Annotated in this window: 15 protein-coding genes and 2 tRNA genes; 7 read left to right on the plus strand and 10 right to left on the minus strand. The window is 59.7% G+C overall.

Features of this window, described 5'->3' with window-relative positions; translation table 11 throughout:
• Positions 1–106 precede the first annotated feature (106 nt).
• A complete protein-coding gene (locus F2S13_RS16940; protein ID WP_166362826.1) occupies positions 107–718 on the minus strand; it encodes a LysE family translocator in 612 nt (203 codons plus the stop codon).
• A gap of 163 nt (positions 719–881) precedes the next feature.
• Here F2S13_RS16940 and F2S13_RS16945 point away from each other — a divergent pair, with 163 nt between their 5' ends.
• Both F2S13_RS16945 and F2S13_RS16950 read left to right on the plus strand, forming a co-directional pair.
• On the plus strand, positions 882–1,178 hold the full coding sequence (locus F2S13_RS16945) for a DUF6388 family protein (RefSeq protein WP_166362896.1): 297 nt from the start codon (positions 882–884) through the stop codon (positions 1,176–1,178).
• Positions 1,179–1,524: 346 nt separating this feature from the next.
• Positions 1,525–2,217: an SOS response-associated peptidase family protein gene (locus F2S13_RS16950; RefSeq protein WP_166362828.1), complete on the plus strand. Its 693-nt coding sequence runs from the start codon at positions 1,525–1,527 to the stop codon at positions 2,215–2,217.
• Between the two features lie 64 nt (positions 2,218–2,281).
• Here F2S13_RS16950 and F2S13_RS16955 read toward each other — a convergent pair whose 3' ends face one another.
• A complete protein-coding gene (locus F2S13_RS16955) occupies positions 2,282–2,479 on the minus strand; it encodes a hypothetical protein (RefSeq protein ID WP_166362830.1) in 198 nt (65 codons plus the stop codon).
• Between the two features lie 220 nt (positions 2,480–2,699).
• Here F2S13_RS16955 and F2S13_RS16960 point away from each other — a divergent pair, with 220 nt between their 5' ends.
• Together F2S13_RS16960 and F2S13_RS16965 are read left to right on the plus strand one after the other, a co-directional pair.
• Complete coding sequence (locus tag F2S13_RS16960; protein ID WP_166362832.1) at positions 2,700–2,936, plus strand: hypothetical protein; 237 nt, start codon at positions 2,700–2,702, stop codon at positions 2,934–2,936.
• A 503-nt stretch (positions 2,937–3,439) separates the two neighbouring features.
• Positions 3,440–3,871, plus strand: coding sequence for a hypothetical protein (locus tag F2S13_RS16965; protein ID WP_166362834.1), 432 nt, complete (start codon positions 3,440–3,442; stop codon positions 3,869–3,871).
• A gap of 4 nt (positions 3,872–3,875) precedes the next feature.
• On the opposite strand, the gene F2S13_RS16970 is transcribed toward F2S13_RS16965, so the two are convergent.
• Positions 3,876–4,187, minus strand: a complete 312-nt coding sequence (locus F2S13_RS16970; protein ID WP_166362836.1) for a hypothetical protein — start codon at positions 4,185–4,187, stop codon at positions 3,876–3,878.
• Between the two features lie 56 nt (positions 4,188–4,243).
• Between F2S13_RS16970 and F2S13_RS29640 the strand changes: the two genes are divergently transcribed.
• Positions 4,244–4,369 carry a hypothetical protein gene (locus F2S13_RS29640; RefSeq protein WP_281354560.1) on the plus strand — a complete coding sequence of 42 codons (126 nt, stop codon included), beginning with the start codon at positions 4,244–4,246 and terminating at the stop codon, positions 4,367–4,369.
• 8 nt (positions 4,370–4,377) lie between these two features.
• Here the strand turns inward: F2S13_RS29640 and F2S13_RS16975 are convergent.
• Positions 4,378–4,454: transfer RNA gene (locus F2S13_RS16975), tRNA-Asp, on the minus strand.
• A gap of 20 nt (positions 4,455–4,474) precedes the next feature.
• Positions 4,475–4,550: transfer RNA gene (locus tag F2S13_RS16980), tRNA-Val, on the minus strand.
• A gap of 273 nt (positions 4,551–4,823) precedes the next feature.
• Between F2S13_RS16980 and F2S13_RS16985 the strand changes: the two genes are divergently transcribed.
• Positions 4,824–5,255: a glycine zipper domain-containing protein gene (locus tag F2S13_RS16985; protein ID WP_166362838.1), complete on the plus strand. Its 432-nt coding sequence runs from the start codon at positions 4,824–4,826 to the stop codon at positions 5,253–5,255.
• Between the two features lie 255 nt (positions 5,256–5,510).
• Here F2S13_RS16985 and F2S13_RS16990 read toward each other — a convergent pair whose 3' ends face one another.
• From F2S13_RS16990 to F2S13_RS17010, 5 genes are all read right to left on the minus strand, one after another.
• On the minus strand, positions 5,511–5,696 hold the full coding sequence (locus F2S13_RS16990) for a hypothetical protein (protein ID WP_166362840.1): 186 nt from the start codon (positions 5,694–5,696) through the stop codon (positions 5,511–5,513).
• Between the two features lie 290 nt (positions 5,697–5,986).
• A complete protein-coding gene (locus F2S13_RS16995; protein ID WP_166362842.1) occupies positions 5,987–6,187 on the minus strand; it encodes a hypothetical protein in 201 nt (66 codons plus the stop codon).
• Between the two features lie 34 nt (positions 6,188–6,221).
• Positions 6,222–7,412, minus strand: coding sequence for a patatin-like phospholipase family protein (locus tag F2S13_RS17000; RefSeq protein ID WP_166362844.1), 1,191 nt, complete (start codon positions 7,410–7,412; stop codon positions 6,222–6,224).
• 94 nt (positions 7,413–7,506) lie between these two features.
• Positions 7,507–8,487: an asparaginase gene (locus tag F2S13_RS17005; protein WP_166362846.1), complete on the minus strand. Its 981-nt coding sequence runs from the start codon at positions 8,485–8,487 to the stop codon at positions 7,507–7,509.
• 98 nt (positions 8,488–8,585) lie between these two features.
• Positions 8,586–10,034, minus strand: coding sequence for an alanine/glycine:cation symporter family protein (locus tag F2S13_RS17010; protein WP_166362848.1), 1,449 nt, complete (start codon positions 10,032–10,034; stop codon positions 8,586–8,588).
• A 175-nt stretch (positions 10,035–10,209) separates the two neighbouring features.
• On the opposite strand from F2S13_RS17010, the gene F2S13_RS17015 reads away from it, so the two are divergent.
• On the plus strand, positions 10,210–11,028 hold the full coding sequence (locus tag F2S13_RS17015; protein WP_166362850.1) for a helix-turn-helix domain-containing protein: 819 nt from the start codon (positions 10,210–10,212) through the stop codon (positions 11,026–11,028).
• Positions 11,029–11,046 lie beyond the last annotated feature (18 nt).

The following is an 11,046-nucleotide window of genomic DNA, read 5'->3' on the forward strand; positions in this document are numbered from 1 at the left end:
TCCGTGCGCTGGTAAAGAGCCATGGCGCTGGGCGAACAGGTGACAGCTTAGAGCGACATGCTACCCACCGCATTCAGACGTTTCTTAAAATCGCGAGTGAAATCTCCTACTGATGACTGAACACCAGCGGATACAGCGAAATCACCAGCAACACCGCCATCAGCACATTGAACGAAATCAACCAGCGCGGGTTACGCAGCAGGTTGCGCAAGGCGCTGCCGCAGCCGGCCCAGAAGCAGACGCTGGGCAGGTTGATGATGGCGAAGACCAGCGCAATGACGAATACGTTGACGAAATAACCCTGGGACGGTGTGTAGGTGGTGATGGCCCCGATGGCCATGACCCAGGCTTTCGGGTTCACCCACTGGAACGCCGCAGCGCCCCAGAAGCCCAGGGGCCGGCTGGTGCTGTTCGACTCCTGGGACATAGGCCCCGAGGTCGCGATTTTCCAGGCCAGGTAGAGCAAGTAGGCACCGCCCAGGTAACGCAGGACCGTATACGCCATGGGCACGGCCTTGAACACCTCGCCCAGGCCCAGCCCGACGGCCACCACCATGACCATGAAGCCGACACTGATGCCCAGGGCATGGGGAATCGATCGCCGGAAACCGAAATTGACACCCGAGGCCAGCAGCATGGTGTTGTTCGGGCCCGGCGTGATCGAGGAGACGAACGCAAACAAGGCAAAGGCCGACAGCAGATCGACTGAGTACAACATGATGTTATCCAGAGATGGCGGGGTACCAGGCCACACTAGCGGATAGACCGCAGGGTGCTGCGCTACAGTTGGCCGGTATTTGAGCGCAACAGTGTATGCCGTGACGATTGGGCCGTAGAATACTCAGCAGTGGTCGCGCGTATTTTTAGTGAGTGAGAACGACATGATTGCAAGAGAATCGAGGCACGATTGCGCCATCGAAAAATTCAAGGCCGCCAACCCCACGCTGCTGGAAGAAATCCAGGCCTTGAGCCCAAAAGAGCAACAGCAGCAAATCGAATGGGCGTTTGAAGATGAAGCCGAATCGCGAGGGCTGGAGCCCTGGGAGCTGGCTCTAGAGCTGATCGCCCGAAGCCCGGAAGAGCTTCACGCAATGCGCATCGAAACCCATCGGGAAGTCGCAGATGCCCTTGGGATGAGCTGGGAAGAGTATTGCGGCTTCAATGAAATTTCTGAATAGGATTTAAGCTTCTCGTTCCCACAGAGCGTAGGAACGAGGTTAATTGCGGGTTTCAGGGTTTAAGCGGGAATTCCCTGTCACGTTCCGGAAGTTCCTTGCCGTCATCCGGATGTTTCCAGGTCGGGTCCGGCTCCACTGGATCGTCCACATCGTCAGGCCAATCCTCGGTATCAGGGGTTTCGGTGTCGGGGTCTGGTGTCCGCGGCCCGGCAGAATGAGTACCACCCGGGTATCTTGGATAAGTGTCCATGTTCACCTCGTTTTAATCCGATCGAACAAGTCCTTCACCCCTAAGTGAAGCACAGCTGCAATGCTATGCTTTGCACTCTGCCCGGAGGTCAGGCCGATGTGCGGAAGGCTCTCGCAATACCGCGGCATTCACGACTTCGTCGATGCCTTGAGCATGCCCAATGCCCTGGCCAATTCCGTTGACGAACAACCACTGGGCCGCTATAACGCGGCGCCATCGACGCAACTGGCCCTCTTTCACCTCGAAGATGACCGGCTGCATGCCGACCTGGTGCGCTGGGGCTGGCGACCGCACTGGGCCACCGATCGTGCCCCGCCTGTCAACGCCAGGGTCGAGAAAGTCGCCCACGGGCCATTCTTCCGGGCCATCTGGCCGCACCGTGCCGTGGTGCCCATCGATGGCTGGTATGAATGGGTCGACGAAGGCGAGCCCAAGAAACAGCCCTACTACATCCGCCGCCGGGATACTGCGCCCATCCTCTGCGCGGCCATCGGTCAATATCCCCGTGCCGACTGTGACCGCCAGGACAGCGACGGCTTCGTGATCATCACGGCCGACAGCGCCGGAGGCATGGTCGACATCCACGACCGACGACCGGTCGTGCTGGCCCCTGAACTGGCCCGCGAATGGCTGGATCCGGCAACACCCAGGGAGCGAGCCGAACACCTGGCGCTGCTTCAGGGCGAACCTTCCGAGACCTTCGAATGGTTCAAGGTCAGCAAGGCGGTGGGCAATGTGCGCAACCAGGGCGCCGAGCTGTTGCTGCCGATCGAGGGGGCTGAGCGCTGAGCCCGACCCTGTCCGACGGCAGAAAAAACCCCGCTCGATGGCGGGGTTCGCTGGTTATTTCCAATTACTTTTTCGCCTGGAAAATCGCCCTGGGCAGGAACTTGTTGCGCGAACGCCCTGCTGGCTTCTGTATGGGGTTCCTGGCCGATGAGTCATCGATCGTCGCGCCTTCGAAACCGACCCGGTACGGGGTTTGGCCGCAATGCACGCAACTGTTTACCGGAAATTCCTCCTCATGGTCTTCAAGGAAATGCTCACCCATCAATGGCTCCCTCCGACAGCTGATCAGTATCGGCAAACGACTGATTGCCTGGAAAATACTGACCGATACGGGGCCTTAGACTAGCCGGTCATTTTGTGATTTAAAGGTCACAACGGAGAAAGTCCGACCAATGGCCCGGCGCCCATGCATTCACAATGCCGCCTTGTGCAGGCTTTGTAGAGCACTGCTACACTTTGTTCGCTGAACGGAGGAATGCGAAATGTCCGATAAAGAAACCATCGCCACATTGCTCACGATCATCAATTCCCGTCAGTCTCGGCTGGCTTCGACCTGCAAGGAAATCGCCGACTGGATCGACCGCCAGGGTGACGTGCCTGCAGCCTTGAAGATACGGGACACCCTGAAGGCCGTAGAGGCCGATGAGCAACAGGTGAAGAAAGCGCTGACGTCCCTCAAGGTCATTGATGCACCGCTCCCGCGGTTCCGGCAGTTTTGAACCCCATTCGCCGGCTTCATCGATGCACCCGGTGCAATCACTCGAGGCAGGAAAGGTGCCTGTTCATCTGCGCTCGCTCGAAAATCCGCAGATGATCAGATAATCACCCCCTTCCCTGCCACGACTCATCGATTCGCCCAGATGACGTTCTCACTGTTGATCTGTGGGCAACGATCCGGATTGATTTCACGTTCACGATGCAGCCAGATCCGGGTCTGTTCGATATCGAACGCCTGGGACTTTCTATGCCTCATTACACTGTCGGAAACGCAGAAACGCCCACACTCAGGGCAAACAAGCTCGACCCCCTCGCTTGCCGGGTCAATCCTTCGCGCCTCTGCTCCACAATTGATGCACCTCATAGCCTGCTCCCGGTCATTTGAAGTTCAACATTCGATCTCTGAAGATTGGGTTGACGGTTGCACTCGCCAGCGGATAACTGAAAGTCTGGCACATGGCCGGGCTTGCAAGAGGTTGTAACGAACCCGAATCGGAAAAAGACCATGAACGATACCGAGCACACGGCCTGCTGGGCCGCTGCCTGGCCCTCGCAGACGTCCGCCGAGGCCTTGAAACAGGCTGGCGTGCAACGAGAGGTCCACCTGACGACCTTTTACAATGCGAAGGTCCGGCTGAGCTTTTCCGAACCACTGCCGTGCTGCCTGGCGACCATAGCGAGTATTTCCGAATGGACCACAAGGCGTGGGCGCTGTGTCGTTGCAGAACTGGATTGCGAAGACCATTGGAGCCATTCACTCAATGCCGCATTGGTTGGCATCCATGGCTCGACCGAGCGGGAATACAAGCCGCATCTGACCCTCGAACGCCACGCCCGGCCAGGTCGGTCAAAAGCCTGGCAGCACCTGATCGGCATGGTGGTGGAGTTTGACCGCCACGGCATAGCCCAGCGTGAAGGCCACGCCGCGAAGGAATGAATGGTCAGATCACCTTATGCAGGCTGGCAATACTCCAGGGACCCGAGGAGGCGTGACCGGTAGCGAGCGTGCGCGCCCTGCCGACACACCACAGCATCGCCTGGGTCATGGTCTCGGATTCGCGAGCATCATGATATTCCTCGTAGAGCATCCGCCCGTTATCGGCATAGATCCCGATGAACGCTTGGGTGACACCCTCGCGAGACAAGCGAACTTGAACATCGATCTCGGCACCATTGCTCAACTTCTCGTCATGGCAACGACTATTGAGCTGGCAATCTGCCCAATCCCAGTATTGGCTACCCCGTTGGCGCATGGCACATGCTCCTCATCTAAGCGGTATGAGTAAGGCACATGAGCGGGGAGTCTGCAATGGCAAAAGGCCTCCACTTGTCGGTGGGCCTGCATGGCTTGGCATTCGTCCGGGAACAGAAAAAAGAAAAGCGGCTCAAGGCCGCTTTTCTGGTAGCTTCCAGGCGTTCAGTGGGCCTGATCTGAAGCGAATATGGCGCAGCGGACGGGACTCGAACCCGCGACCCCCGGCGTGACAGGCCGGTATTCTAACCGACTGAACTACCGCTGCGCATAACACTGAGAAGAGATTGGTGGGTGATGACGGGATCGAACCGCCGACCCTCTGCTTGTAAGGCAGATGCTCTCCCGGCTGAGCTAATCACCCTTTCTCTCTCGGTGTGGGGGCATTCTCTCACAAAAAATCGCAACGTGCTGTTTTAATTACTAATTTTTTGAAAAAAATTTAAAAATGGTCCTCCGCCACGCGCCAGCGCACATTTTGTTACAAGGGCAGCCCGTCATTCATGCCCACAATTCGAACTTTAAGCGTGCAGCAATATCCATATTTCCAGTTTCCACCGGGGACGACGGGAATCTCATCCCGAACTCAAAACCCTGAGTTTTTGAACGAAATGACAATTCCATCGAGGTCAACACCATGCGCTTAGTACTGCCTTCTCTTCTTCTAGGAATGCTGATCACACAAGGAGCAATGGCTGCAGGAGATGGCACCACGGCAATCGGCGGCGGTCTTGGCGGCGCATTGGGTAATGTGGTCGGCCAGCAGATTGGCGGAAGCACAGGCGCTGCAATCGGTGCCGGCGTAGGCGGCGCTGCCGGCAGCGCCGTGGGTGCGCCAAAAGGCAACAGAACCGAAGCGGCGATTGGCGGCGGACTGGGGTCGGCGACAGGTTCCGTCCTGGGTAATGCCGTGGGTGGCTCGGCCGGTTCCACCATTGGTGCCGGCCTTGGCGGCGCGGCGGGTGGTGCGCTGGGCAACAACATCGCCGACGACGACCGTGATCACGGTTCAAGTGGCAAGCACTACAACGGCAAGCACAAACACAAGCACAAGCACAAACATCACTGATGTCACTGGCTCGACCAGGCCCGGCCCCGCGCCGGGCTTTTCGTTACTGCTTGGCTGGTATTAGACCTTAGTTGTATTCAGCTACCAGACACATGGCCAAGTGACCTGGCCATTGCTATGGTTGCCTCATCAGTGCTCGGAAGTGCTGAAAAGCTGCTCGCTGTTAAGAGCATGGCCGGTCTCGATGTGCTCCCCCGCACATGTCGTACCGGCCTTTTTTCATTCTGCACGCGCAAGCCGATTACTCCGCCATGTTCAATCATCTTCATCCAGCCGGAACCGGCTCACGGCATGCCCTCCCGACGGTGTGGTGATTTCCACCTCGACATGCCGCCCACCACAATGCTCGCAATTGTAGACCTGAGCGTCGATATCTTCGTCAAAACACAGCTCTACGGCCGTGTCCTGGTTGCATTTCTGGCAGTTGAGTTTTTTCGTCACAGTCGTCACTCCTGCGTTTTTTTATCGCCATGAGCTTAGACCAGTTTTGCAGGGGTTACAGAGGGGGAATTTCCATCGTACCGGGAGGTCAACTGGCGGCCCCTGTAGCCGCTGCCGCAGGCTGCGCTGGAGTCCCGCAGGGGCTCCCCTGCGATCTTGAAATCCTGCGCCCGCTTCGCGGGCGAGCGCAGCCTGGCGGCAGCGGCTACAGGGCTGCGCTTTGCCCCGAATATAGCGCGTGCCCGATGACGCGCAACCTGAAAAGCCCAGCACGAAGGCTGGGCTTTTGTTTATCTCCTGTGTTCCATCATCTTGTCAGCGAGTACCCTGGCCCTCTCCACCAACAGATTCTGCCTGTCCTCGTGATTCGACTTCGGGCCCCCCACCACAGGTGCCGACAGGTGACTTTCCGCAATCAACGCGGCACAAAAATACTGATCCCACACGGCTCTTTGCGTATCGGCCTGTTGGTTGATTTGGTCGGTAATCATATCCGGCTCCTTTTCAAGAGGTAGCACACCTATTCTACGCCTCGTTCGGCGGCGATTTACGCCATGGATAGCCCTTGGCACTGAGTTGATAGGCGTAATCGAATAAACGTCTCATGTACTCGCCATCGAATTTCTGACTGTGCGGGCACTGAAAGTCATCGTCGATGTACGCAAGATTGAAATCCGCCCCATCCCGCTGCGCAATTCGGTAAATGCGATCCAGGTCACTGATGCCCTGGGTTTGTATCAAGGCGCTGATGGCCCGACCGCCAATGCTCAATGTACGTCGCTTGGTGCCAGACCACTCCGGCGCCAGCCTGCCGTTGCGCACGACATAGAAATTGCGGTCGCGTCGATACGGCGCACCGACAACTTTGCTCATCGACATGACCAGCCCCGGCGGGTACAGGAACACCTGAGTGATGACCCCACCGTCCACGTGCATTTCCTGAAACTGCTGACCGTCGACCTCCACATCGATCATGACGGGCGAAACCGCGCCGGGAATGCTCATCGAGGCGATCATGATGTTGCGAAACAGATCGAGTGAACCTGGCGCCTGGCTTGCAGCAATGGCACCCATGTTCCAGGTCACCGGCCGGCACGAATCGAGGTCGGTCGTGCCGATCAGCAGGATGCGTCCTTCTGCGTATTGCAGACCAATCGCCGCCAGCAGCTCCGTGGTCACGTACTTTGTGATGAGCCGCGACAGCGGCTTGCTGTCCGCGATACCGTCACTGGCAAGACGAGTCAGCATGTTGCGCGGATGAAATACGTCCTTGGGACCGATCGCATTGGCAATCGTGTGGATGACGTCGTCGTACGCCGATCCCAGATAAGCGAACGGCGCGACCAGGGCGCCCGCGCTGATGCCCGTGACGACCTTGAACGGGGGACGAGTCCCGTGGGCGGTCCACCCGGCAATCAGCCCCGCGGCGAAGGTGCCTGCATCTCCGCCCCCCGAAACGGCCAGCATATTGGCCTGCGGCAGCACATCGGGCGATTTTCCCCCTCTAGCGAGCAGCTCGCTCTCGCGCTTGTTGGACAGAATCGCATCCTGAATGAAGGGCGTAATGTCACGGTCTACCCAGTAGCGGGCAGCGGGAATGCCGGGGATGACCGCTTTTTCCGTCAACATGGGCGGCACAGCGTCACGGCGTTGCAGGCACGCTTGAAGCAACATGTTCAGCGTTGAGGCACTCGGTTTGAGCGGGAATGGTTTCAAAACCTCACCTCCGGCCCCAGCAGTCGACAGCGAATGTGCTCGTCTTGCGCATCCTTAAAGGATAAACGAATTCGCGGGGTGCGTTTCCTGGTGATCAAGCCACCCGCTCACCGCACAGGTCAAGGGCGAACCAGCGCTCCACTTCTGCCTGCTGCAAACCTGCGCCCAACAAGGCGAACAGCTTGCCCAGCGCCGCCTCGCGGGTCATGCCGCCAGCGCTAACCAGGCCGCTGGCTCGCAGCTGGCTACCGGCAGCGTAGAGACCGAACTCGACATGGCCGTGCGGGCACTGGCTGATGGCCGCCAGCACCACGCCACGCTCATGGGCTGCGTGCAGAACGGCCAGCAGTTCGGCGTTGTCCGAAGGGCCTGTACCGCTGCCGTAGCACTCCAGCAACAACCCACGCACGCCACTGTCGAGCAACGCCTGCACATGACAGGCCTGGATGCCCGGGAAAAATGGTAGCACCGCCAGGTTCACCGATTGCCGTGGTTGCAGGTAGTCCAGCGTCGCAGGAATCGAACCTGCGCGTTCGCCGTGACGTTGCCGAGGCAACACGCCAAAGGCATCGAAGGCATCGCTGCGCAGCTTGCTCACCCGTGCGCCATGCATCAATTGACCATTGAAATACAGGTGCACGCCAGGCGCGATACCCGCCTGCAGGGCCTGCATCGCGCCACACAGGTTGGGCCAGGCGTCACTGCCCTCCACGCCGGCGGGCAGCATGGCGCCCGTCAGCACCACCGGCACCGGCAGGCCCAGCAACAGGAAGCTCAGCGCGGCTGCGCTGTAGGCCAGGGTGTCGGTGCCATGCAACAGCAGCACCGCATCATGGCCGCCATCGGTCACCGCTGTCACGATGGCATCGCGCATGGCCAGCCAGTTGGCCTGGCTGATGTTGGCGCTGTCGAGCAGTGGCAGCAATTCGTGAAACCGCCAGTCCAGGGCCTCGCGCCCCAGACCCGCGCGCATGCGTGCTTCGAAACCACCACCAGGGGCCAGCCCTTCAGGTGTCTGCTGCATGCCGATAGTGCCTCCGGTATAGAGCACGAAAAGATTTTTGACTGCGCTCATGCCGTAGTCCCTGGAAGTCTTGAAAAGAGGCTAATGCAACAATGCCGCTCCCCCGCGCCAGGCGCAGGAGCGGCACTGTGCCAGACGTTGTCGAATGATCAGCGGTGGTTTTGCACCAGGCTCGCCACCGGCTTGCCTGCTGGCGTCTCGGCGACCTGCCCCACAGGCCAGGCGTCACGGTCAAGATCCAGGTCGGCGAACTTCGCCGAGTCGAACACCGGGGTCTTGATCCCGGCACTGCGCTGTTCGTCGTAGTCACGCATCAGGCGCAGGCCGACCTTGAACAGCAGGGCCAGCGCAATCAGGTTGACGAATGCCAGGCACGTCATGGTGATGTCGGCAAAGGCGAACACCGTGGACAGGTTCTGGATCGAGCCCCAGAGGATCAGTACCACCACCAGCGCCCGGTAGCCGATCAACGCCATGCGGCTGCGGCCGAACAGGTATTGCAGGCTGTTCTCGCCCAGGTAGTAGTTGTAGAGGATCGAGGTGAACACGAACAGCGCCAGGGCCACGCTGACGAACACCCTGCCCCAGTCACCGACCACGGCGGCCAGGGAGTTCTGGGTCAGGACGATACCGTCACCCTCGAAGCCCGGGGTGTAGAAGCCCGACAACAGGATCAGCAATGCAGTGCAAGTGCAGATGACGAAGGTGTCGAGGAACACACTGAACGCCTGCACCACGCCTTGCGCCACCGGATGCCGCACGGCAGCCACGGCGGCGACGTTGGGCGCACTGCCCAGGCCCGCTTCGTTGGCGAATACGCCACGCTTCACGCCCATCACGATGGCGCTGCCGATCAGCCCGCCGAAGGCAGGATCGAGACCGAAGGCGCTCTTGACGATGGTCACCAGCATGCCGGGTACGTGGTCGATTTGCAGCACGATCACGTAGAGGGTCACGGCGATGTAGATCAGGGTTTTCACCGGCACCAACAAGTCGGCCACCGCGGCGATGCGCTTGATGCCGCCAATGAACACCAGGCACAGCAGCGCGGCCAGGGCGATGCCACTGTATTGCACGGGGAACGCGAAGGCGTTTTCCAGCGAGTGGGTCACCGCGTGGGATTGCAGGCCGTTGAAGGCGAAGCCGAAGGTCACCAGCAACAGGGCGGCGAAGACCATGCCCAGCCAGCGCTGGCCGAGGCCGTGCTGGATGTAGTACGCAGGGCCACCACGGTATAGGCCATTGCCGTCGTTGCGCTTGTAGGCCTGGGCCAGGGAGCATTCGAAGAAGCTGCTGGACATGCCGACCAGCGCGGTCACCCACATCCAGAACACGGCACCGGGGCCGCCCAGGGTCACGGCGATGCCGACGCCTGCGATATTGCCGGCGCCGACACGACCCGCCAGGCTGAGCATCAGCGCCTGGAACGAACTCAACTGCCCGGAACTGCCCCGCAGGGATTCCTTGAACACGCTGAACATATGGGCGAAATGACGGAACTGGACGAAGCGGGAGCGCAGCGTGAAATAGCTGCCCAACCCGACGATGAGCACAATGAGCAGCTTCCCGGACAGGAAGTCGTTAAGCGCTTCAAGCATGGAGGATTCCTCGATTCTTATTGTTCGAACGACAACGACGGGCGGCACGACGACCGGACCGCGAATGTGGCGAGCATGATTGGCCAGCGCAGCCGGTCAGACAATTTCGCGACGCTGCTCTACATGATGCGAGTTGATGCTATAGTCGCGCCGATCGCATCACCAGAGACCGACCATGCCAAACAACCTGGGCAGCAATCTTCTGCTGTTGTGCAATCATTACCGCTCGATCGCCGAGGTTTGCCGCAAACTGGCGATCAACCGCACGCAGTTCAACAAGTACCTCAGTGGCCAGAGCACGCCTGCGCCGTACAACCTCAAGCGCATCGGCGATTTCTTCGGGGTCGAGGACTACGAACTGGGCCTGCCGCCCGAGCAGTTCGCCCGCCTCATCGGCGTACGCCATGCCGACAGCGCGCAGGCGCCGGACAGCGACCCGCTTTACAACCTGCTCAAGCCCCTGCGTGAACAGTCCAGCAGCCTGTCGCGCTACTGCGGCTATTACTTCGAATACGCCAACTGCATGTCGGTACCCGGCAGCATCCTGCTGTCGCTGGTGCACCTGCGCGAGGAGCGCGGCAATTTCCTGTTCGAACGCCAGGAGCGTCAGGAACGGTCCAGCAGCACGGATGTTCAAGCCGAAGACTGGGTGCGCTGCCGCTACCTGGGCGCCGCGTTCCACCTGCAGGACCGCTTGTTCCTCATCGACTACGAGTCGCTGACCGTCAACGAGATGAGCCAGACCATCCTCATCCCCAGCTTCAAGAGCCGCATCACTCGCCTCAACGGCCTGAAGACCGGCGTCTCCAGCGGCGACCGACGCACGCCGGCCTGCACCCGCGTGGTGTGGGAGTACCTGGGGCCGGAGATCAACCGGGTCAGTACCTACCGCCAGGTAATGCTGTACCGTCCGGATGACCCGCATATCGATGAGGATATTCGTCAGCGGTTGGCGGCGGCGCCGGTGCGTAATGGGTTGTTCGAGATTGAGTAGCAATTATTTGCAGGGGCA

Origin of the sequence: Pseudomonas akapageensis, from assembly GCF_011355085.1 — a bacterium.
GTDB classification, from domain to species: Bacteria; Pseudomonadota; Gammaproteobacteria; order Pseudomonadales; family Pseudomonadaceae; genus Aquipseudomonas; species Aquipseudomonas akapageensis.

What these genes read in the sequence shown, in the direction of transcription:
- F2S13_RS16940 (WP_166362826.1), bottom strand. Translation starts at nt 718, where the DNA reads ATGTTGTACTCAGTCGATCTGCTGTCGGCCTTTGCCTTGTTTGCGTTC.
- F2S13_RS16945 (WP_166362896.1), top strand. Translation starts at nt 882, where the DNA reads ATGATTGCAAGAGAATCGAGGCACGATTGCGCCATCGAAAAATTCAAG.
- F2S13_RS16950 (WP_166362828.1), top strand. Translation starts at nt 1,525, where the DNA reads ATGTGCGGAAGGCTCTCGCAATACCGCGGCATTCACGACTTCGTCGAT.
- F2S13_RS16955 (WP_166362830.1), bottom strand. Translation starts at nt 2,479, where the DNA reads ATGGGTGAGCATTTCCTTGAAGACCATGAGGAGGAATTTCCGGTAAAC.
- F2S13_RS16960 (WP_166362832.1), top strand. Translation starts at nt 2,700, where the DNA reads ATGTCCGATAAAGAAACCATCGCCACATTGCTCACGATCATCAATTCC.
- F2S13_RS16965 (WP_166362834.1), top strand. Translation starts at nt 3,440, where the DNA reads ATGAACGATACCGAGCACACGGCCTGCTGGGCCGCTGCCTGGCCCTCG.
- F2S13_RS16970 (WP_166362836.1), bottom strand. Translation starts at nt 4,187, where the DNA reads ATGCGCCAACGGGGTAGCCAATACTGGGATTGGGCAGATTGCCAGCTC.
- F2S13_RS29640 (WP_281354560.1), top strand. Translation starts at nt 4,244, where the DNA reads ATGGCAAAAGGCCTCCACTTGTCGGTGGGCCTGCATGGCTTGGCATTC.
- F2S13_RS16985 (WP_166362838.1), top strand. Translation starts at nt 4,824, where the DNA reads ATGCGCTTAGTACTGCCTTCTCTTCTTCTAGGAATGCTGATCACACAA.
- F2S13_RS16995 (WP_166362842.1), bottom strand. Translation starts at nt 6,187, where the DNA reads ATGATTACCGACCAAATCAACCAACAGGCCGATACGCAAAGAGCCGTG.
- F2S13_RS17005 (WP_166362846.1), bottom strand. Translation starts at nt 8,487, where the DNA reads ATGAGCGCAGTCAAAAATCTTTTCGTGCTCTATACCGGAGGCACTATC.
- F2S13_RS17010 (WP_166362848.1), bottom strand. Translation starts at nt 10,034, where the DNA reads ATGCTTGAAGCGCTTAACGACTTCCTGTCCGGGAAGCTGCTCATTGTG.
- F2S13_RS17015 (WP_166362850.1), top strand. Translation starts at nt 10,210, where the DNA reads ATGCCAAACAACCTGGGCAGCAATCTTCTGCTGTTGTGCAATCATTAC.